Genomic DNA, 19478 nt, shown 5'->3' with positions numbered 1-19478 from the left:
CGCTCAACCCGGCCTGGGCGCCTCGGGCAGCGTGATGCGCTGCCCCGCCGGCGAACTCGCCAGGCTCTGCGCCGGCCGCCGCAGCGTGGCGTCGAAGGGGTTGATCTTCGGGCCGATGGCCGCCGCCTCGCGCTTGAGCAGCTCCACCACCGTGGGCATGCGGTCGGGGTTGAGCCGGTCGGCGATCGTGCCCACGCTCAGCGCGGCCACGGCACGGCCTTCACGGTCGAGGATCGGCACCGCCACGCCGGCCATGCCTTCGAGCAGCCCGGTGTTGCGCCCGGCGTAGCCCTGCTGCCGCACGCGCTCGATCTCGGTGCGCAGGTACACCTCGTCGTACACGCCGTATTCGCGCACGCGCGACAGGTTGAAGCGAATCACTTCTTCGCGCTCGGCTTCCGGCAGAAAGGCCAGGATCGCCAGCGCGCCCTGCCCCACGCCCAGCGCGATGCGCCCGCCGATGTCGCCGGTGAAGGAGCGGATCGGAAATGGCCCCTCGCTGCGGTCCAGGCACACCGCGTCGAAACCGCTGCGCGCCAGCAGGAAGATGCTGTCCCCCAGGCTCGCGCACAGCCGCAGCAGCACCGGCCGGCAGATCGAGCGCAGGTCGCCGGGGTTGCCCGCGCTGGCCGCGAGCGCGAAGAAGTCGATGCTGAGCCGGTAGAGCTTGCTGCGTTCGTCCTGCTCGACCATGCCTTCGGCCATGAGCGATTGCAGCAAACGGTGCGTGGTGGCCTGCGTGAGGCCCACGGACCGTGCGATCTGTGTCACGCGGCCGCCCTCGGCCTGCACCGCGCCGAGCGCGCGGATCACCGAGAAGACGCGGGGCACGCCGCCGCTGGCCGCCGTTGGGGTTTCCATACCTTCCTCCTGTGGAATTTCTTACACTGCGCTCGGCCATCATATTTCATTGAATGGAATAAATTAGATAAAGATTCTGATTAATGGAATACCCGAGGCGATCTGGCGCAATCGTTGCAATAGAGTGAATCGAAAGCAGCAAGTCGTCCATGGCATGCACCAAGGTGTCGCACGCCATCCCTTCGCACCGCAGAAAGGCTCTTCCATGTCATTCCTCCGGCTCACCGACGTGACCAAGTTCTATGGCGCGACCCGCGCGGTGTCGGCCATGAACCTCACGGTGGAAAAGGGCGAGTTCGTCTCGCTGCTCGGCCCTTCGGGCTGCGGCAAGACCACCACGCTGCAGATGATTGCGGGCTTCGAGGCCGTGAGCAGCGGGCGCATCGAACTCGCGGGCAAGGACATCACGCACGCCAAGGCCAACACGCGCGGGCTGGGCATCGTGTTCCAGAGCTACGCGCTGTTCCCGCACATGACGGTGGCCGACAACGTGAGCTTCGGCCTGGAGATGCGCAAGATGCCCAAGGCCGAGCGCGCCGAACGCGTGAAGCAGGCGCTGGCGCTGGTGCACCTGGAGGCGCACGCCACGCGCTACCCGCGTGAACTCTCGGGCGGCCAGCGGCAGCGTGTGGCGCTGGCCCGCGCGCTGGTGATCGAGCCGCCGGTGCTGCTGCTGGACGAGCCGCTGTCCAACCTCGACGCCAAGCTGCGCGAAGAGATGCAGTTCGAGCTGCGCCAGATCCAGCGCAAGGTCGGCACCACCACGGTGATGGTCACGCACGACCAGAGCGAGGCCATGTCCATCAGCGACCGCGTGGTGGTGATGGAAGGCGGCTGCGCCACGCAGATCGACCATCCGCAGCGGGTGTACGAACATCCCAGCACGCGCTTCATCTCGACCTTCGTGGGCAAGGCCAACCTGCTGAACTGCCGCGTGTCGAACAGCGGCGCCACGCGCACCTGCGTCGAGGTCGGTGCGCTCTCTCTCGACGTGGACGACACGGGTTTCTGTGTCGACGCATCGGCGCTGCTGAGCGTGCGGCCCGAGAAACTGCAGCTCGTCCCATCAGGCCAGGGCCGCATCGACGGCGAGGTGCAGGAGCGCTTCTTCCTCGGCAGCCAGTGGCTCTACCGCATCGCCACGGCGGTCGGCGACCTCACGGTGCTGAGCCCCAACGACGGCCGCGACGCGCTCGACGAAGGCGCCCGCACCGGCATCGACTGGCCCGCCCACTGCATGCGGCTGCTGCCCGCCGACGAGGCCGTGGCGGCATGAGCAGCGCGCGGAACAAGGCCACGCCCTGGTGGCTGTCGGGGCCGGCACTGCTGCTGTTCACGGCCCTGCTGCTGGTGCCGCTCGCGCTCACGGCCGTGCTGTCGTTCAACGTGTACGACCCGGCCACCGGGCCGAAGGCCGGCGAGTTCACGCTGGCGCACTACGCGCTGGTGTTCTCCGACTCTTACTACCTCGGCATCTTCTGGCGCACCTTCTGGGTCTCGGGCCTTGTCACGCTGATCTGCGTGGTGGTCGGCGCGCCCGAGGCCTATGTGCTCAGCCGCATGCGCAACCCGTGGCGCTCGATCCTGCTGCTGGTGGTGCTGGCGCCGCTGCTGGTGTCGGTGGTGGTGCGCGCCTTCGGCTGGAGCATGCTGCTGGGCCCCGAGGGCGCGGTGAACGGGCTGCTGGGTCTGGTGGGCATCGGGCCGGTGAAGATCCTGTACACCCACACGGCCGTGGTCATCGCGCTGGTGCATGTGATGCTGCCCTTCATGGTGATCCCGGTGTGGACCTCGCTGCAGAAGCTGGACCCCGGTGTCGAGAACGCGGCGCTCTCGCTCAATGCCACGCCCTTCACCACGCTGCGGCGCATCGTGCTGCCGCAGGTGATGCCGGGCATTCTGTCGGGCAGCCTGATCGTGTTCGGCCTGGCTGCGAGTTCGTTCGCGATTCCGGGGCTGCTGGGTGGACGCCGGCTGAAGATGGTCGCGACCATCGTCTACGACGAATACCTCAGCGAGCTGAACTGGCCGCTGGGTGCTGCCGTCGCGCTCGTGTTGCTGGTGGCCAACCTCGTCGTGATGCTCAGCTACAACCGCCTCGTCGAAGGCCGCTACAAGAAAGCGCTGGGCTGAAGCGATGAACAAGAACGGCCCCATCGCCCTCACGTTCAACGCGCTCGTCATCGTCTTCATGCTGGCACCGCTGGTGGTGGTGTGCATCGTGGCGTTCACGCCCGAGAACACGTTGACCATCCCGACCACGCACTTCTCGCTGCGCTGGTTCAAGGCGGTGTTCGCGCACTCCGACTTCATGCAGTCGTTCTGGAACAGCCTGTGGCTGGCGCTCAGCTCGGCCACCATCGCGACGCTGCTCGCGGTGCCGGCCGGCATGGCAATCACGCGCTATGAATTCCCGGGGCGCGACTTTCTCAACGGCTTGTTCCTGTCGCCGCTGATCGTGCCGCACCTCGTGCTGGGCGTGGCGCTGCTGCGCCTGTTCGCGCTGGTCGGCGGCACGGGCAGTTTCGGCTGGCTGGTGATGGCGCATGCGCTCATCGTCACGCCCTACACGCTGCGGCTGGTGGTGGCCGCGCTGGTGGGCTTCGACCGCAGTGCCGAGCAGGCCGCGCTGTCGCTGGGCGCGAGCCAGGCCACGGTGTTCCGTCGCATCACGCTGCCGATGATCCTGCCGGGCGTGACGGGCGGCTGGATGCTGGCCTTCATCAACAGTTTTGACGAAGTGACGATGTCGATCTTCGTCACCGCACCGAGCACGGTGACGCTGCCGGTGCGCATGTACATGTACGCCACCGAGTCGATCGATCCGCTGATGGCGGCGGTGTCGGCGCTGATGGTCGCGGTCACCGCTGTCGCGATGATCGTTCTCGACCGCCTCTATGGGCTGGACCGCGTGCTGGTGGGACGCAGATGAGCATGAACACATCGACAACAGGCGCACGCGCGCTGCTGCATCGCGTGGCCGAGCAGAACGGCCGCGAGGCCGTGTCCTTCACGCTCGACGGCGCACCCGCGCGCGCGCTGGCCGGGGACACGGTGCTGACCGCCGTGCTCACGCAATCCGGTCAACTGCGCCGCAACGAATTCAGCGGACTGCCGCGTGCCGGCTTCTGCATGATGGGCGCCTGCCAGGACTGCTGGATCGCTACCGACGAGGGCGAACGGCTGCGCGCCTGCTCGACCTTCATCGCACCGGGCATGGCGCTGGTCACGGGAAAGAGCGGCGCATGACGACGACAACAACGGCCAACGAATTGCGGCCCGTGATCGTCGGCGCCGGACCGGCCGGCGTGCGCGCCGCGCAAACACTGGTGGCGCATGGCCTGCGGCCCGTGGTGATCGACGAAGCCCCGCGCGCTGGCGGACAGATCTACCGGCGTCCGCCCACGGACCTGGCGCAGCGCACGGCGCGAACGCTCTACGGCTTCGAGTCCAAGCGCGCCGACGCAGTGCACGAAGCCTTCGACGCGCTGCAGGGCCGCATCGACCACCACCCCGACAGCCTCGTGTGGAATGCGCAAGGGCAGCAGCTCGACGTGCTGCACAACCCGACGCGCAGCACCCGCCGCGTGCCCTACAGCCATCTCATCGTGGCGACAGGCGCCACCGACCGCGTGCTGCCGGTGCCGGGCTGGACGCTGCCGGGCGTCTACACGCTCGGCGGTGCGCAGGTCGCGCTCAAGTTTCAGGGCTGCGCCATCGGGCAGCGCGTGGTGTTCATGGGCACGGGGCCATTGCTGTACCTGGTGGCGTACCAGTACGCGAAGGCTGGTGTGGCGGTGGCAGCAGTGCTCGACACCGCGCGCCTTGCAGACCAGCTCGCCGCAACGCCCGCGATGCTGACGCAGCCGGCGGTGTTCGCCAAGGGCGTGTACTACGTGGGCTGGTTGCGCGCGCACGGCGTGGCCCTGCACAGCGGCGTGCGTCCGCTGCGCGTGCTCGGCGACGAGCAACAGGGCCGCGTCACCGGCGTGGCATGGCACGACGGCCACGAAGAACGCACGCTGGCCTGCGATGCCATCGGCTTCGGCTACGCGCTGCGCTCCGAGACACAACTGGCCGACCTGCTCGGCTGCCGCTTCGACTACGCGCCGATGCACCGCGCCCATCTGCCGGTGCGCAATGCGGCCGGCCGCACCAGCGTCGAAGGCGTGTACCTCGCGGGCGATGGCGCCGGCATCATGGGCGCGGACGCGGCCGAATGGGCGGGCGAGCGCGCGGCGCTGGCGCTGCTGGCCGACAGCGGCATGGCCATCGACACGGCGCGTGCCACCGCGCTCGAACACAGGATCGACAGATTGACCACGTTCCGCCGTGGCCTGGAGCGCGCCTTTCCATTGCCGCAGGACTGGGCCGCGCACGCGCCCGACGATCTGGTCGTGTGCCGCTGCGAGAACGTCACGGCCGGCACGCTGCGCCAGACCATCGCCGTCAATGGTGCGGACGAGATGAACCGGCTCAAGGCGCTGTCGCGCGTGGGCATGGGCCGCTGCCAGGGCCGCATGTGCGGCGCGGCGGCGGCGGAGATCCTGGCGCATGCCACCGGCCAATCGGTGCAGCAGGTGGGTCGCCTGCGTGGACAGGCGCCGATCAAGCCGATTCCGATCCGGCTCGTGCCCTGCACGGAGGGCGACGCATGACGACGATCCGCATCTTGCGCACCGATGTCGCCATCATCGGCGGCGGCATCGTCGGCGCCTCCGCCGCACTGGCGCTGCGGCAGATGGGCCTCGGCGTGGCGCTGCTGGAGCGCGACCTTTGCGGCTCGCGCTCCAGCGGCGTGAACTACGGCGGCGTGCGGCGACAGGGCCGTCCGATGAGCCAGTTGCCACTGGCACAGCGCGCGCACCGCATCTGGGGCCGGCTGCCGGAGTTGCTGGGCACCGACGGCGAATACATCCGGTCGGGTCATTTCAAGATCGCGCGCAGCGAATCGGACATGGCCTCGCTCGAACGCTACCGCGCGCTCAGCAGCGACTTCGACCTGGGCCTGGAACTGATCTCCGCCGCGCGCCTGCGCGAGCAATGCCCCTGGCTCGGCTCGCGCGCCGTGGGCGGCTCGCTGTGCCTCGAAGACGGGCAGGCCAATCCGCGCCTGGTGTCGCCGGCCTTCGCGCTCGCCGCGCAGCGGGCGGGCGCGCAGGTCTTCGAGCGCCACAAGGTCGACGAGGTCGCGCACGACGGCGCCATGTTCATGGTGCGCAGCGGCAATGCGCTCGAAGTGCATGCGCCCGTGCTGCTCAACTGCGCGGGGGCCTGGGCCGGTGCCATTGCCGAACAGTTCGGCGAGACGCTGCCGCTGCGCTCGGGCCATCCGGTGATGGCGGTGACGGAGCCTGTGCCGCATTTCATGGACTGGAGCCTCGGCGTCGAGGGCGGCGGCATCTACTGCCGGCAGGTGGCGCGCGGCAACCTCGTGCTGGGCGGCGGCGCGGGCATCGCGCTCGATGCCGACCGCGCGCGCGTCGACCGCGACGCCATCGCCACGCTCGCGGTGCAGGCCGTCGAGCTGCTGCCCGCGCTGCGCCATGCGCATTTCATCCGCACCTGGAGCGGCACCGAAGGCTATCTGCCCGACCGAGAACCGGTGCTGGGCCCGAGCCGCACCACGCCGGGCCTGTTCCACGGCTTCGGCTTCGCGGGCGCGGGCTTCCAGATCGGCCCGGCCGCCGGCGAGGTGCTTGCCGAACTCGCGCGCGACGGGCGCAGCAGCACGCCCATCGAGGCCTTTGCCATCGAGCGCTTCGACCCTGTTTCCGAACCCGCATCCACGACCGCTTCCGACGCCCTTCCCCACTGAAAGGAAAAACCATGCCCCGCCTCACCCGCACCTTCTTCGCACGCAGCCCCTTGATCGCAGCCATCGCCACGCTTGCATGCAGCGGGGCTGCACTCGCGCAGACCCCGACGCTCTACATCGGCATGAACGGCGGCACCATGGAGAAGGCGTACACGCAGTACGTGTTCCCGGCCTTCGAGAAGGCCTACGGCGCCAAGGTGGTGGTGGTGCCCGGCACCTCGTCCGACATCCTCGCGAAGGCGCAGGCCAACAAGGACAAGCCGCAGATGCACGTGATGTTCCTGGACGACGGCATCATGGTGCGCGCCATCGGCATGGGCCTGTGCCAGAAGCAGAAGGCCAACCAGTCGCTGAGCGAGATTTTTCCCGCCGCGCGCTTCAAGGACGACATGGCCAGCGGCGTGAGCCTGGGCATGACGGGCCTGGCCTACAACGCGAAGATGTTCAAGGAAAAGGGCTGGGCCGCCCCTACCTCGTGGATGGACCTGGCCGACCCCAAGTTCAAGGGCAAGGTGGTGTTCCAGTCGATGTCGTCCTCGTCCTTCGGGTTGCACGGCTTCCTGATGTTCAACCGCATCCAGGGCGGCAACGACAAGAACGTGGAACCCGGCTTCAAGGCCTGGCCCACCACCATCGGCCCGAACGTGCTGGAGTACATCCCGAGTTCGGCCAAGCTGTCGGAGATGGTCCAGACCGGCGAAGCGGCGATCTTTCCGCTCACGCCCACCATCGTGGACTCGCTCAAGGCCAAGGGCATTCCGGTCGAGTACGCGCCGCCCAAGGAAGGCGCGGTGGTGCTGGTCACGGCCCAGTGCGTGGTCGCCAACAACAGCGAGCCCGAGTTGTCGCAAAAGCTCGCCGAGTTCCTGCTCAGCCCGGTGGCTCAGGCCAATGTGCTGCAGTACGGCGCGCAGATCCCGACCAACCCCAAGGCCCCGGTCGCGGGCGACAGCGCAACGCAGGTGGCGAACATCAACAAGTGGATGAAGACCGCCATCACCATCGACTGGGAAAGCATCAACGCGAACCGGCCGGCGTGGAATTCGCGCTGGAACAAGACCATCGAAAAGTAGGCTCGCCCCCAGGCTTCGCGCACTTCGTGTCGCTTCTCCAACCCCCTACCGGGGGCAATACCTGAGGCCCGGCAAAGCCGGTTCCTCGGTGGTCTCGAAGGGGGCGGGGCGGGCGATCAGGCCTTCGTCCTTCGCAGCAGCACCGGGAGGCACAGCAGGTAGAGCACGGCGCCGACCAGCCACACGATGCCCGGAAAGCGCACGCGCCACGCGAAGTAGAGCGCGCTGATCAACAGGGGCCCGACCACCGAGGCCAGGCTGGAGATGCTCGCGAGCACGCCTTGCAGCCGCCCCTGGTCGGCCTCGCCCACGCGCCGCGAGAGCATCGCCTGCAGCGCGGGCTGGCCGACGCCGCCCATGCACAGGAACGGCAGCAGCGCGAGCGCCATCCAGCCCTGCGAGGCGAAGGCGAGCAGCGCGTAGGCCGTGCAGTCGGAGAGGGTGCCGACCGCGATCGCCACGCGCTCGCCCCAGCGCTCGACCAGCGGGCCCGCCAGGACGCCTTGCACCACCGCGTGGATCAGGCCGAAGCCCGCGAGCGAAAGGCCGACCGTGGTGCCGTTCCAGGCGTAGCGGTCCTCGCCGTGGATCACCCAGGTCGTGCCGGCGACCTCGCCCACCAGCACGAGCACCAGGAACACGCCCAGGATCGGCAGCAGCGCGGGAAAGCCCGCGGCCCAGCGCAGCGGCGCGAGCGGATGCAGCACGCTGCGGTCGAAGGGCTGCGCCGCGAGCGCCGGCGGGCGCGACTCGCGCAACACCAGCAGGCCCACGAGGAAGGTCAGTCCGTTGAGCACCGCGGCCGCGATGAAGGGCAGCCGGACGCCGTGGTCGCCGAGCACGCCGCCGATGGCAGGCCCGGCGATGAAGCCCAGGCCGAAGCAGGCGCCCATGCGGCCGAACCAGCGCGCGCGCTGATGCTCGGGCGTGAGGTCGGCAATGGCCGCAGAGGCCACCGCCATGTTCGCGCCCGTCATGCCCGCGATCGCGCGGCCCAGGAACAGCATCCACAGCGAGGGCGCGAAGGCCATGAAGAGCGCATCGATCGCCGCGCCCGCCACCGACACCAGCAGCACCGGCCGGCGGCCGAAGCGGTCGCTCAGCGCGCCGAGCACGGGCGCGCAGAGGAACTGCATCAGCGCATACAGCGAGAGAAAGGCGCCGAAGCGCCAGCCGAGGTCGCCGGTGTGGCCGACCTCGCGCAGCAGGCCCGGCACGATCGGCATGACCAGGCTGATGCCGACGGCGTCGAGCGTGACGATCGCAAGGATCACCGCATGCGCGTGGCGGCCGCCCGCGAAGGAGGATGGAGAAGAAATGTTGAAATTTATCATTGATAAGGAATTATCAGCGATAAATTCCAGGTTGTGAAGCACCCCCTATTGGCTCGGACACGGGCACGGATATCTGCATGAAACTGGATCGCGAAGTCATCCTCGAAGCGGCGCTTGCGCTGCTCGACGAGGTCGGCATGGACAAACTCAGCACCCGGCTGCTGGCCGAACGGCTCAGCGTGCAGCAGCCTGCGCTGTACTGGCATTTCAAGAACAAGCGCGCGCTGCTCGATGCGATGAACCGCGAGATCCTGCTTCGCGCCCACGACCGCCGGCTGCCGCTGCCCGAGGAATCGTGGGAAACCTTCCTGCGAGAGAACGCGCGCAGCTTCCGCCGTGCGCTGCTGGCGCGGCGCGACGGCGCGCGCCTGCATGCCGGCTCGGAGCCCGACCCGGATGATCTTGAGATGGTGGAGGCCCAGCTCGCGGCCGTGGTCAGCCGGGGCATGCCGGCGACGCAGGCCATGACGCTGCTGATCGCGCTGGGCCGCTACACCGTGGGCTGCGTGCTCGAGGAACAGGCAGCGCCGCCGGACGCGCAAGTGCGGCAGCAAACGCTCGATGCCGCGGCGGCGTCACGCCCCCTGCTGGCCGAAGCGTTCGCCAACTACCGCAAGGCCGGTCCCGATGCGATGTTCGAGGTGGGCGTGGACCTCATGCTCGAAGGCGCGAAGGCGCGCCTCGAAGGCGATGCCCCCGCCGCGCGCCGCCGCAGCGCCACCACGGGCAACACCAAGTCACCCAAGCCCACGCCGCGCCGCTGACGCCGGCTCAGCGGCCGCTGTTGTCTTCGAGAATCCAGCCCGCTGCCTTCTCGGCCATCATCAAGGTCGGACTGTTCGTGTTGCCGCTGGTGATGGTGGGCATGGCGCCCGCATCGACCACGCGCAGGCCCTGCACGCCGCGCACGCGCAGCCTGGCGTCGAGCACCGCCATCGCGTCGCCATCAGCGCCCATCTTCGTGGTGCCGACCGGATGGAAGATGGTGGTGGCGATGTCGCCCGCGAGCCGCGCGAGGTCTTCGTCGGTCTGGTACTGCACGCCGGGCTTCCATTCCTGCGGCTTGTACTTGGCGAGCGCGGGTTGCGACGCGATCCGGCGCGTCACGCGCAGCGAGTCGGCGGCCACCTTGCGGTCTTCGTCGGTGCTCAGGTAGTTGGGGGCGATGGCGGGCGCGTCTTCGAAGCGCTTGCTCTTGATGCGCACCGAGCCCCGGCTCGTGGGGTTGAGGTTGCACACACTCGCGGTGAAAGCCGGAAAACTGTGCAGCGGATCGCCGAAGGCATCGAGCGACAGCGGCTGCACGTGGTACTGCAGGTTCGGCCATTCGTGGTCGGGCGAACTGCGCGTGAAGGCGCCGAGCTGCGACGGCGCCATGCTCATCGGTCCGCTGCGTTTGAGCAGATATTCAAGGCCGATCTTCGCCTTGCCGACCATCGACGACGCCAGCACATTGAGCGTGGGCGCGCCCTCGATCTTGTAGACCGCGCGGATCTGCAAATGGTCTTGCAGGTTGGCGCCGACGCCGGGCGCATCGAGCACCACGTCGATGCCGTGCTGGCGCAGCAGTTCGGCCGGGCCGATGCCCGAGAGCTGAAGAATCTGCGGCGAGCCGATGGCGCCCGCGCTCAGGATCACTTCGCGCTCGGCATGCGCGGTGGCCATCTCGCTGCCGTTCCATACCTCGACGCCGCTGCATCGGCGCGTGCCGTCGGGCAGCGTCTCGAACAGCAGGCGCGACACCTGCGCGCCGGTCCACAGCTCGAAGTTGGGCCTGCCATAGCAGGTCGGCCGCAGGAAGGCCTTGGCCGTGTTCCAGCGCCAGCCGTTCTTCTGGTTGACCTGGAAGTAGCCCACGCCTTCATTGCTGCCGCGGTTGAAGTCGGTGGTGTGCGGCACATCGGCCTGCGCAGCGGCTTCGGCGAAAGCGTCGAGGATGTCCCAGCGCAGGCGCTGCTTCTCAACGCGCCACTCGCCACCCGCGCCATGCATCTCGTCGGCGCCGAGATAGAAGTCCTCGTGCTTCTTGAAAGCCGGCAGCACGTTCTGCCAGCGCCATGACTCGTCGCCGGTGAGCTGCGCCCACTGCTCGTAGTCGCGCGACTGGCCGCGCATGTAGATCATGCCGTTGATGCTCGACGAGCCCCCAAGCGTCTTGCCACGCGGATAGCGCAGCGTGCGGCCATTCAGGCCCGCATCGGGCTCGGTGCTGTAGAGCCAGTCGGTGCGCGGGTTGCCGATGCAATACAGGTAGCCCACCGGAATGTGGATCCAGTGGTAGTCGTCCTTGCGACCCGCCTCGATGAGCAGCACGCGCTTGCGCTTGTCGGCGCTCAGGCGGTTGGCCATGAGCGAGCCGGCGGTGCCGGCCCCGATGATGATGTAGTCGAAGCTTGTGTCGCTCATGGCGGTTGTCTTGTCTCTCTTTGTTCTTCGAGGATACGGCAGTGCCGACCGTGCTGCGCCCGCAGCCGCCTTTTACTTGGCGGTCGGCATCACGAACTCGGCGCCCTTGCCGATGCTCTCGGGCCAGCGCTGCATGACCGACTTCTGCTTGGTATAGAAGCGCACGCCCTCTTCGCCGTAGGCGTGCATGTCGCCGAACAGGCTCTTCTTCCAGCCGCCGAAGCCGTGCCACGCCATGGGCACCGGGATCGGCACGTTGATGCCGACCATGCCGACCTGGATGCGGCGGCTGAATTCGCGCGCCACGTTGCCGTCGCGGGTGAAGCAGCTCACGCCGTTGCCGAACTCGTGCGCGTTGACGAGGTCGACCGCGTCCTTGAAGTTCTCGACGCGCACGCAGCTGAGCACCGGGCCGAAGATTTCTTCCTTGTAGATGCGCATCTCGGGCGTGACGTTGTCGAACAGCGTGCCGCCCATCCAGAAGCCGTCGCCACAGCCTTCGCCTGCCACCTTGCCGTCGAATTGGCGGCCGTCGACCAGCAGCTTCGCGCCTTCCTTCTCGCCCTGCGCGATGTAGCCGGTGATGCGCTCGTGCGCAACGCGGGTGACGATCGGGCCCATCTCGGCCGCGAGGTTGGTGCCGTTGAGCACCTTGAGCGTCTTCGTGCGCTCGATGAGCTTGGGCACGATCTTGTCGGCCACGTCGCCCACCAGCACCGCGACGCTGATCGCCATGCAGCGCTCGCCGGCCGAGCCGTAGCCCGCGCCGATCAGCGCATCGACGGTCTGGTCGATGTCGGCGTCGGGCATGACGACCATGTGGTTCTTCGCGCCGCCCAGGGCCTGCACGCGCTTGCCGTGGCGTGCACCGGTTTCGTAGATGTAGTTGGCGATGGGCGTGGAGCCGACGAAGCTGATGGCCTTGACGTCGGGGTGCTCCAGCAGCGCATCGACGGCCACCTTGTCGCCCTGCACCACGTTGAACACGCCGTCGGGCAGGCCGGCTTCCTTGAGCAGCTCGGCCATGCGCAGCGAGGCGCTCGGATCGGTCGGGCTGGGCTTGAGCACGAAGGTGTTGCCCGCGGCAATCGCCACCGGGAACATCCACATCGGCACCATCACCGGGAAGTTGAAAGGCGTGATGCCGGCGACCACGCCGAGCGGCTGACGCAGCGTCCAGTTGTCGATGCCGGTGCTCACCTGGTCGGTGAAGTCGCCCTTGAGCAGTTGCGGAATGCCGCAGGCGAACTCGACGATGTCGATGCCGCGCGAAACCTCGCCCTGTGCGTCGGTGAAGACCTTGCCGTGCTCGGCGGTGATGAGGTGGGCCAGTTCGTCCTTGTGCTCGTTGAGCAACTGCAGGAACTTGAACATGACGCGGGCGCGGCGGATCGGCGGCGTGTCGGCCCAGGCCGGGAAGGCGGCTTGTGCGGCGGCCACGGCAACCGAGACTTGTGCCGCATCGGCCAGGCCCACCTTGCCGGTGACGGCACCGGTGGCGGGGTTGGTCACGTCCTGCGTGCGGCCGGAGGTGTTGGCGGTGGGCTTGCCACCGATGTGGTGGTCGAGGTGAAGGGTGGACATGGATCGGGGCTTTCGCGTGACGGGAAAAACGGAAGGATGGCGGCAGTTTAGGCAGCGACCGCCGACGCGCATAGCCACGAGACTTGAACTTATTGTTCACCATAGCGAACAATGGATGCATGAAACCTCAAAATATCGAGTCGCTGTGGACGCACCTGCACTGGCTCACGGTGCTGGCGCAGCAGGGCAGCTTCACGGCTGCAGCGCTGCGGCTGGGCGTGAGCAAGGCGGCCATGAGCCAGCGCATCGCCGAGCTGGAGCGCGCGGCCGGTGCGCCTTTGGTGCAGCGCACCACGCGCAGCGTGCGGCTGACGGAAGCGGGCCAGCGGCTGGTGGAAGACATGCGCGCGCCCTTCGAGCAGATCGCCCACAGCTTTGCCGGTGTGCGCGACCTGGCGGGCGTGCCGCGCGGGCTGGTGCGCGTCACTGCGCCGGTGGCTTTTGCGCGCCAGCAACTGGTGCCACGGCTGGCCGACTTCCTGCGCGCGCAGCCCGAGGTGCGGATCGAACTCGACCTGTCGGACCGGCTCAGCTCGCTGGCGATGGAAGGCTTCGACCTCGCGATCCGGCACACGGCTGCGCCGCCCGACACGCACGTCGCCTGGACGCTGTGCGACACGCGCTCGGTGCTGGTGGCCAGCCGCGCCTACCTGCGCCGGCGCGGCACGCCGCGCGAGCCGATGGCGCTGGCCGAGCACGACTGCCTGCACTACCCGCGCGCGCAGGACACGCCGACCTGGCACTTCGAGGCGCGCACCGCCTCGCAGAAATCCAAGGCGCCGCGCCTGACGGTGCCGGTGTCGGGCCCGCTGGTCGCCAACAACAGCGAAGCGCTGCGCGACGCGGCCCTGACCGGCCTGGGCATCGCGCTGGTGCCCGACTTCAGCGCGCAGTCGGCGTTGCAGTCGGGCAAGCTGGTGGAGGTGCTGCCGCAATGGCGCTCGGTGGGCGCCTTCGGCGAGCGGCTCTATGCGATTCGGCCCTACGCCACGCACGTGCCACAGGCGGTGACGGCCTTTGTCGGCTGGTTGCGCGAGGCGCTGGGTGCGGGCTTCGACGCCTGAGCCGGCTGCCGGCCGGCCCGCCGGAGCGCGATCCTGAAGGGATGCTGAAAATCCGCGAACAACCCGTCATCGGCGTTTCTTGCCCAGTCAGCGCGATTCCTCGCGAAAAACGGCGTTGAGCCCTACGCAAACGAGGGGTCTGGAGCACGTGCGGCATGGATGCACCCGGTTACGATGCGCCCTTCCCTGCCTCCTTTTTGTTTACTTTCCTGTTCATGCGCCCCATGTCGAATGCACCGTCGCCTGCCGACGTTTCAGCCGCCGGCAGTGTGATGCCGCTGGTGCGGCAGCAAGAACAGGACGGCCGCGCGTGGACCGTGGCCAGCGGCCGCTGGACCGCGCTGGGCATGTCGTCCAAGCCGGCCTGGTTGGCACTGGCGAAGAGCCTGCAGGCCGCCGCGCCCGCCGAAGACCGCGCCTGGGACCTGCGCCCCATCGAGCAGCTCGACCACATCGGCGCGCAGTTGCTATGGGACCACTGGCGCCACGAATGGCCGGCCACGCTGGAGATGTCGCCGCAGCACAAGGCAGTGCTCGACCAGGTGGCGCAGTTCACGGTGGCCACGCCGAGCGAGCCGCCCAAGACATTGAGCGACCGCATCCGCGAGTTCTCGCACAACGGTCCGCGCGCCATGTATGTGATGCGCGACTTCACGGGCCTGATCGGCCAGTTGGCGCTCGACGTGGGCCAGCTGATCCGAGCCCCGCACCGCGGCCCCTGGCGCGACTTCTCCGGGCACCTCTACCAGTTCGGCGCCACGGCACTGCACATCACGGCACTGGTTGGCCTCTTGATCGGCGTGGTGCTGGCCTACCTGATCTCGCAGCAACTGCGCCAGTACGGCGCCGAGACCTTCGTGGTCAACATCCTCGGGCTGTCGCTGGTGCGCGAACTGGGGCCGGTGCTGGCGGCCGTGCTGATCGCGGGCCGCTCGGGCTCGGCCATCACCGCGCAGATCGGCGTGATGCGCGTGACCGAAGAACTCGACGCGATGCGCGTCATGGGCATCCCGCACGGCTTTCGCCTGGTGATGCCGCGCGTGCTGGCGCTGGCCATCGCCATGCCGCTGATCAGCCTCTGGACCTCGATGGCGGCGCTCGCGGGCGGCATGCTGGCGGCCGATGCGGCGCTCGACATTTCGCCGGCGTACTTTCTGTCGGCGCTGCCGCGCGCGGTGCCGATCTCGAACCTGTGGCTGGCCATGGCCAAGTCGGCGGTGTTCGGCATCCTGATCGCGCTGATCGGCTGCTACTTCGGCATGAAGGTCAAGCCCAACACCGAGAGCCTGGGGCGCGGCACCACCTCGTCGGTCGTGACCTCGATCACCGCGGTGATCCTGGTGGACGCGCTGTTTGCGGTGCTGTTCAAGGGCATCGGGTTCCGGGGATGAGCGCATGAGCATGCCCATCCGCGCCGACACCCCCACCGCCGTGGTCGACATCCGCGGCCTGTGGACCGTGTTCACGAACGCCGAGGGCGAGCAGGTGGTGCACCGCGACCTGAACCTGCACATCGACCGCGGCGAAGTGCTGTCGCTGGTGGGTGGCTCGGGCACCGGCAAGACGGTGCTGCTGCGCCAGATCCTGGGGTTGGAAAAGCCCACGCGCGGCGTGGTCGAGGTGCTGGGCCAGCCGCCCGGCGAACTCAGCGCCACCGGCGCGGCCAACGTGGGCATGCTGTTCCAGCACGGCGCGCTGTTCTCGGCCTTCAGCGTGCTGGAGAACATCGCCTTTCCGCTGCGCGAGCTGAAGCTGCTGCCCGACGAACTCATCCGCCATGCAGCGCTGGTGAAGCTGCAGATGGTGGGGCTGGAGCCCCGGCACGCCAACATGAGCCCTTCGGACCTGTCGGGCGGCATGATCAAGCGCGTGGCGCTGGCGCGCGCGCTCATCATGGACCCGCCGCTGCTGTTGCTCGACGAGCCCACCGCCGGCCTCGACCCCGAGGCCTCCGACAGCTTCTGCACCCTGCTGCGCAGCCTGCACCGCGAGCTGGGCCTGACGGTGGTGATGGTCACGCACGACCTGGACACGCTGTTCGACCTGAGCACCCGCATCGCGGTGCTGGCCGACCAGAAGGTGATCGTCACCGGTACGGCGCGCGAGGTCATCGCCTACCCGCATCCCTTCATTCACGAATACTTTCTCGGCGGGCGCGGACAGCGCGCCCTGGAGGCCCTGCATGACAAACCCGCCGAAGCACCCCCACCGCCACCCGCCGCCAGCGCGGGCGCACGCTGAAAGGTAGCCCACCATGGAAAACAAGGCCCATGCCCTCGCCGCCGGCGCCTTCGTGCTCGGCCTCATCGCCGTGCTCGTCGGGCTCGTGATCTGGTTCACGCGCGACAACACCGTGCGCAACATCTACGAGTTGTCCACGCGCGAGGCCGTCAGCGGCCTGCAGCCGCAGGCCACGGTGCGCTACCGGGGCATCGCGGTCGGCAAGGTGGCGTCGATCGACTTCGATCCCAAGGTCAAGGGCAACGTGCGGGTGCGCATCACCGTCGACGAACGCGTGCCGCTCACCACCTCCAGCTTTGCCACGCTGAGCTACCAGGGCGTGACCGGCCTGGCCTTCATCGCGCTGGACGACAAGGGCGAATCGACCGTGGCCCTGAAGCCCGACAACGACGACCCGCCGCGCATTCCGCTGAAGCCCTCGATGCTGTCGCAACTGCAGGACCGTGGCGAAGCCATCATCAACCAGGTCGAGGAAGTGACCAAGCGCGCCAACCAGTTGCTGAGCGACCCCAACCAGAAGCGCGCGGCCGATGCGCTGGAGAACATCGCCGCCGCCTCGGCCAGCGCCAACACGCTGCTCAAGACGCTGGACAGCACGGTGAAGACGGGCCTGAATCCGGCACTGACGAAGCTGCCGGACACGCTGGCCTCGGTGAAGAAAGCGGCCGGCGACGTCTCGCGCGTGGCCACCAACTTCAACACCACCGTGGGCCGGCTGAACGCACCCGACGGGCCGGTCGAACGCCTGAGCGACGGCACCAAGGCGCTGGCGCAGGCAGTCGATTCATTCAACTCGGCCACGCTGCCGCGCGTGAACCGCGTGGCCGACGACACCTCGCACGCCGTGCGCCGGCTGGGCCGCGCGGCGGACAGCATCAACGACAACCCGCAATCGCTGCTGTTCGGCAACGGCGGCACGGCCGCGGGCCCGGGCGAGCCCGGCTTTTCCGCGCCGGCGGCCACGCGTCCCTGAGGGAAGGCAAGCACCACCATGAACGCCATTCGATCCACCCTGAACACACGCGCACGCCGCGCGGGCGCCGTGGCGCTCTTCGGCATCGCGCTGCTGGCCGCCGGCTGCGGCGCGCTGCCCGACAAGCCCGCGCGCTCGGCGCTGTACGACTTCGGCCCTGGCGCCACGGCCCCGGCCGCAGCAGCGCCTGCCGCAGCGACGCTGCCCACGCTGGCATTGGCCGAGTTCGAGAGCAACACGCGCATCGACGGCACGCAGATCCTGTACCGCCTGGGCTATGCCGACGCCAACGAGCTGCGTCCCTACGGCCAGTCGCGCTGGAGCCAGCCGCCCGCGCAACTGCTGCGCCAGCGGCTGCGCGACACGTTGGCACAGCAGCGCACCGTGCTCGGCCCGGAAGAGAGCGCGACCATCGCGCGTGCCAAAGGCGAAGTGCCCGACACGCTGCGCATCTCGCTCGACGAGTTCAGCCACTACTTCGATTCGGCCAGCAGCAGCGTCGGCCTGGTGCGCCTGCGCGCCACGCTGATCCGCGGCGCGGTCGGCGGCGACCGCGTGCTGGGCCAGCGCATGTTCACCGTGCGCCGCCCCGCACCCACGGCCGATGCACCCGGCGGCGTGAAGGCGTTGATCGCGGCCAGCGACGGTGCCGTGGCCGAGGTGATGCAGTGGGTGGATCAGTTGCAAAAGCAACAGCCACGACAGTAAACCGCTGAACGAAGGGCCATCCCCATGAACGTCACGCGCATCGTCGGCATCCTGCTCATCGTCGCGGGCATCACCGCCCTGGGCATGGGCAGCTTCAGCTTCACGAAGGAAACCCATCAGGCCAAGCTGGGCCCGCTGGAGTTCTCGGTGAAGGAAAAGCAGACCGTCAACTTCCCGGTCTGGGCCGGCGTCGCCGTGATCGTTGTGGGTGGCGCGCTGGTGCTGCTGGGCGGCAAAAGAGGCTGAGCCGACTGGCTCACACGGTGTGAAGAAACCGTAGCGAGCGCCCCGAGCTTGCATCGAGGACCGCAGCCGTACTTTGTACGGTGAGGACCGCAGGTGCGAGATCGGGACGCGCAGTAGGTTTATTCACACCTTGTCAGTCGCCTGAAGGCGTGGGCGCTGCGCCCAGCTTGTGCCGCACCGCCTGCAGGATGCGATCACCCAGCAGCAGTTGGCCGTGCATCGAGATGTGGGTGTCGTTCGGGAAGTAGAAGTCGCGCATCTTCATCTTCTCCTCCTGCGTGAAGCTGAAGAGATCCGGCCCCAGGTCGGTCTGCTTGAGCGCCGTCACGAAAGCCTGCGAATGCGTCGGCTCCAGGTAGGTGGTCCATTTGTTCGGCACCACCATCCACAGGATCGGCACCTTCGACTGCGATTTCGTGAAGGCCTGCATCTGCGCCAAGTGCTCCGGCGTGATTTCTCCCATGTCGCGGTCGGCCGCCAGGAACAACGCCAGGTCGCAGCGCCGATGGCTGAAGCGCTGGCAGCCGTCCTGCACGGGGCGGGCCAGGGTCTGCTGGTCGCACTCGTCGTTCACCCTGCCGGCGATGGCGGCGCGGGTGCATTGGGACGTGAGCCAGCCGGAGATGAGCTGCCCGTCCCAGTTCAAGGCAAAGCCGGGCACATGCTCGGGCGGCGGCGAGCGCGGCTCGGCCTGCGACTCGAGCGGCTTCTTCATGTTGCCGCACTCCTTCGAGTTGGCCAGCCGCAGGCCGACGATGCGCTCCACGCTTTCGACGATCACCAGCTTGCCGCGAAAGCCCGCCTTGGCGAGCCAGTCGTCGAAGTCGCCGCACAGCCGTTCGTCGATCGTGTCCCAGAAGACGGTGGTCACGCCGTAGCCGGCCTTGACAAGCCGCGACTGCCAGCGATACGTGGCCGAGAAGCTGTCGCCGATGACGACGATGTCGGCCTTGTCGATGGGAACGCCCTCCAGCAATTCGGGCTCGACGTGCGGCGGCTCGATGCGCCAGCCGAAGTCGTAGTCGGAAATACGGCCGATGCGCGCCAGGTCACCATATGCAGCGGGAGTGAGCAGCGTCTGGAACAGCAGTCCGGTGAAGACGGCAAAGGCCGTCAGGAATATCGACAACCAGAGTTTTGCGGGCGTCATCTTTTGAAATAGGTATACGG

Annotated in this window: 19 protein-coding genes; 14 read left to right on the top strand and 5 right to left on the bottom strand. The window is 68.2% G+C overall.

The window, feature by feature from the left end; translation table 11 throughout:
* Nucleotides 1-3: 3 nt before the first annotated feature.
* The gene (locus tag H7F35_RS13695) at nucleotides 4-861 is read right to left on the bottom strand and encodes an IclR family transcriptional regulator (RefSeq protein ID WP_187113383.1); all 858 of its coding nucleotides are present in this window, start codon (nucleotides 859-861) and stop codon (nucleotides 4-6) included.
* 205 nt (nucleotides 862-1066) lie between these two features.
* Here H7F35_RS13695 and H7F35_RS13690 point away from each other — a divergent pair, with 205 nt between their 5' ends.
* Genes H7F35_RS13690 through H7F35_RS13660 form a run of 7 tightly spaced genes read left to right on the top strand, consistent with a single transcriptional unit; the run spans nucleotide 1067 to nucleotide 7752 of the window.
* On the top strand, nucleotides 1067-2137 hold the full coding sequence (locus tag H7F35_RS13690) for an ABC transporter ATP-binding protein (RefSeq protein ID WP_187113382.1): 1071 nt from the start codon (nucleotides 1067-1069) through the stop codon (nucleotides 2135-2137).
* Nucleotides 2134-2994, top strand: a complete 861-nt coding sequence (locus H7F35_RS13685) for an ABC transporter permease (protein ID WP_187113381.1) — start codon at nucleotides 2134-2136, stop codon at nucleotides 2992-2994. Before H7F35_RS13690 ends, H7F35_RS13685 begins: the two co-directional genes overlap by 4 nt.
* A 4-nt stretch (nucleotides 2995-2998) precedes the next feature.
* On the top strand, nucleotides 2999-3793 hold the full coding sequence (locus H7F35_RS13680; protein WP_187113380.1) for an ABC transporter permease: 795 nt from the start codon (nucleotides 2999-3001) through the stop codon (nucleotides 3791-3793).
* Nucleotides 3794-3795: 2 nt separating this feature from the next.
* Nucleotides 3796-4110, top strand: coding sequence for a (2Fe-2S)-binding protein (locus H7F35_RS13675; RefSeq protein ID WP_187113379.1), 315 nt, complete (start codon nucleotides 3796-3798; stop codon nucleotides 4108-4110).
* Nucleotides 4107-5519 carry an NAD(P)/FAD-dependent oxidoreductase gene (locus H7F35_RS13670; RefSeq protein ID WP_187113378.1) on the top strand — a complete coding sequence of 471 codons (1413 nt, stop codon included), beginning with the start codon at nucleotides 4107-4109 and terminating at the stop codon, nucleotides 5517-5519. Before H7F35_RS13675 ends, H7F35_RS13670 begins: the two co-directional genes overlap by 4 nt.
* Entirely contained in the window at nucleotides 5516-6679 is a 1164-nt protein-coding gene (locus tag H7F35_RS13665; RefSeq protein ID WP_187113377.1) for an NAD(P)/FAD-dependent oxidoreductase, read from the top strand. The genes H7F35_RS13670 and H7F35_RS13665 overlap by 4 nt, the downstream gene beginning before the upstream one ends.
* A gap of 11 nt (nucleotides 6680-6690) precedes the next feature.
* Nucleotides 6691-7752: an ABC transporter substrate-binding protein gene (locus H7F35_RS13660; RefSeq protein WP_187113376.1), complete on the top strand. Its 1062-nt coding sequence runs from the start codon at nucleotides 6691-6693 to the stop codon at nucleotides 7750-7752.
* A gap of 116 nt (nucleotides 7753-7868) precedes the next feature.
* On the opposite strand, the gene tet is transcribed toward H7F35_RS13660, so the two are convergent.
* Nucleotides 7869-9086 carry a Tet(A)/Tet(B)/Tet(C) family tetracycline efflux MFS transporter gene (tet, locus tag H7F35_RS13655; protein ID WP_187113375.1) on the bottom strand — a complete coding sequence of 406 codons (1218 nt, stop codon included), beginning with the start codon at nucleotides 9084-9086 and terminating at the stop codon, nucleotides 7869-7871.
* Between the two features lie 77 nt (nucleotides 9087-9163).
* On the opposite strand from tet, the gene tetR reads away from it, so the two are divergent.
* Nucleotides 9164-9850 carry a tetracycline resistance transcriptional repressor TetR gene (gene tetR, locus H7F35_RS13650; protein WP_187113374.1) on the top strand — a complete coding sequence of 229 codons (687 nt, stop codon included), beginning with the start codon at nucleotides 9164-9166 and terminating at the stop codon, nucleotides 9848-9850.
* A gap of 7 nt (nucleotides 9851-9857) precedes the next feature.
* Here the strand turns inward: tetR and H7F35_RS13645 are convergent, their stop codons facing one another.
* The gene (locus H7F35_RS13645) at nucleotides 9858-11492 is read right to left on the bottom strand and encodes a GMC family oxidoreductase (protein WP_187113373.1); all 1635 of its coding nucleotides are present in this window, start codon (nucleotides 11490-11492) and stop codon (nucleotides 9858-9860) included.
* 72 nt (nucleotides 11493-11564) lie between these two features.
* Nucleotides 11565-13076: a CoA-acylating methylmalonate-semialdehyde dehydrogenase gene (locus H7F35_RS13640; RefSeq protein WP_187113372.1), complete on the bottom strand. Its 1512-nt coding sequence runs from the start codon at nucleotides 13074-13076 to the stop codon at nucleotides 11565-11567.
* Nucleotides 13077-13195: 119 nt separating this feature from the next.
* On the opposite strand from H7F35_RS13640, the gene H7F35_RS13635 reads away from it, so the two are divergent.
* From H7F35_RS13635 to H7F35_RS13610, 6 genes are all read left to right on the top strand, one after another.
* Nucleotides 13196-14140, top strand: coding sequence for a LysR family transcriptional regulator (locus H7F35_RS13635; protein WP_187113371.1), 945 nt, complete (start codon nucleotides 13196-13198; stop codon nucleotides 14138-14140).
* 224 nt (nucleotides 14141-14364) lie between these two features.
* Nucleotides 14365-15531, top strand: a complete 1167-nt coding sequence (locus H7F35_RS13630) for an MlaE family ABC transporter permease (protein WP_187113370.1) — start codon at nucleotides 14365-14367, stop codon at nucleotides 15529-15531.
* Between the two features lie 4 nt (nucleotides 15532-15535).
* A complete protein-coding gene (locus H7F35_RS13625) occupies nucleotides 15536-16381 on the top strand; it encodes an ABC transporter ATP-binding protein (protein WP_187113369.1) in 846 nt (281 codons plus the stop codon).
* Nucleotides 16382-16394: 13 nt separating this feature from the next.
* On the top strand, nucleotides 16395-17354 hold the full coding sequence (locus H7F35_RS13620; protein ID WP_187113368.1) for an MlaD family protein: 960 nt from the start codon (nucleotides 16395-16397) through the stop codon (nucleotides 17352-17354).
* 18 nt (nucleotides 17355-17372) lie between these two features.
* Nucleotides 17373-18062 (top strand): ABC-type transport auxiliary lipoprotein family protein, encoded by a 690-nt coding sequence (locus H7F35_RS13615; RefSeq protein ID WP_187113367.1) that lies wholly within the window; start codon nucleotides 17373-17375, stop codon nucleotides 18060-18062.
* A gap of 24 nt (nucleotides 18063-18086) precedes the next feature.
* The gene (locus H7F35_RS13610; protein WP_187113366.1) at nucleotides 18087-18308 is read left to right on the top strand and encodes a hypothetical protein; all 222 of its coding nucleotides are present in this window, start codon (nucleotides 18087-18089) and stop codon (nucleotides 18306-18308) included.
* Between the two features lie 133 nt (nucleotides 18309-18441).
* Here the strand turns inward: H7F35_RS13610 and H7F35_RS13605 are convergent, their stop codons facing one another.
* Nucleotides 18442-19458: a hypothetical protein gene (locus H7F35_RS13605; protein WP_187113365.1), complete on the bottom strand. Its 1017-nt coding sequence runs from the start codon at nucleotides 19456-19458 to the stop codon at nucleotides 18442-18444.
* Between the last annotated feature and the right edge of the window lie 20 nt (nucleotides 19459-19478).

The organism is Variovorax sp. PAMC26660 (assembly GCF_014302995.1).
In the GTDB taxonomy this organism is placed as follows: Bacteria; Pseudomonadota; Gammaproteobacteria; order Burkholderiales; family Burkholderiaceae_C; genus Variovorax.
This window is presented reverse-complemented; position numbering and strand designations above follow the sequence as displayed.

What these genes read in the sequence shown, in the direction of transcription:
- H7F35_RS13695 (WP_187113383.1), bottom strand. Translation starts at nt 861, where the DNA reads ATGGAAACCCCAACGGCGGCCAGCGGCGGCGTGCCCCGCGTCTTCTCG.
- H7F35_RS13690 (WP_187113382.1), top strand. Translation starts at nt 1,067, where the DNA reads ATGTCATTCCTCCGGCTCACCGACGTGACCAAGTTCTATGGCGCGACC.
- H7F35_RS13685 (WP_187113381.1), top strand. Translation starts at nt 2,134, where the DNA reads ATGAGCAGCGCGCGGAACAAGGCCACGCCCTGGTGGCTGTCGGGGCCG.
- H7F35_RS13680 (WP_187113380.1), top strand. Translation starts at nt 2,999, where the DNA reads ATGAACAAGAACGGCCCCATCGCCCTCACGTTCAACGCGCTCGTCATC.
- H7F35_RS13675 (WP_187113379.1), top strand. Translation starts at nt 3,796, where the DNA reads ATGAACACATCGACAACAGGCGCACGCGCGCTGCTGCATCGCGTGGCC.
- H7F35_RS13670 (WP_187113378.1), top strand. Translation starts at nt 4,107, where the DNA reads ATGACGACGACAACAACGGCCAACGAATTGCGGCCCGTGATCGTCGGC.
- H7F35_RS13665 (WP_187113377.1), top strand. Translation starts at nt 5,516, where the DNA reads ATGACGACGATCCGCATCTTGCGCACCGATGTCGCCATCATCGGCGGC.
- H7F35_RS13660 (WP_187113376.1), top strand. Translation starts at nt 6,691, where the DNA reads ATGCCCCGCCTCACCCGCACCTTCTTCGCACGCAGCCCCTTGATCGCA.
- tet (WP_187113375.1), bottom strand. Translation starts at nt 9,086, where the DNA reads ATGATAAATTTCAACATTTCTTCTCCATCCTCCTTCGCGGGCGGCCGC.
- tetR (WP_187113374.1), top strand. Translation starts at nt 9,164, where the DNA reads ATGAAACTGGATCGCGAAGTCATCCTCGAAGCGGCGCTTGCGCTGCTC.
- H7F35_RS13645 (WP_187113373.1), bottom strand. Translation starts at nt 11,492, where the DNA reads ATGAGCGACACAAGCTTCGACTACATCATCATCGGGGCCGGCACCGCC.
- H7F35_RS13640 (WP_187113372.1), bottom strand. Translation starts at nt 13,076, where the DNA reads ATGTCCACCCTTCACCTCGACCACCACATCGGTGGCAAGCCCACCGCC.
- H7F35_RS13635 (WP_187113371.1), top strand. Translation starts at nt 13,196, where the DNA reads ATGAAACCTCAAAATATCGAGTCGCTGTGGACGCACCTGCACTGGCTC.
- H7F35_RS13630 (WP_187113370.1), top strand. Translation starts at nt 14,365, where the DNA reads ATGTCGAATGCACCGTCGCCTGCCGACGTTTCAGCCGCCGGCAGTGTG.
- H7F35_RS13625 (WP_187113369.1), top strand. Translation starts at nt 15,536, where the DNA reads ATGAGCATGCCCATCCGCGCCGACACCCCCACCGCCGTGGTCGACATC.
- H7F35_RS13620 (WP_187113368.1), top strand. Translation starts at nt 16,395, where the DNA reads ATGGAAAACAAGGCCCATGCCCTCGCCGCCGGCGCCTTCGTGCTCGGC.
- H7F35_RS13615 (WP_187113367.1), top strand. Translation starts at nt 17,373, where the DNA reads ATGAACGCCATTCGATCCACCCTGAACACACGCGCACGCCGCGCGGGC.
- H7F35_RS13610 (WP_187113366.1), top strand. Translation starts at nt 18,087, where the DNA reads ATGAACGTCACGCGCATCGTCGGCATCCTGCTCATCGTCGCGGGCATC.
- H7F35_RS13605 (WP_187113365.1), bottom strand. Translation starts at nt 19,458, where the DNA reads ATGACGCCCGCAAAACTCTGGTTGTCGATATTCCTGACGGCCTTTGCC.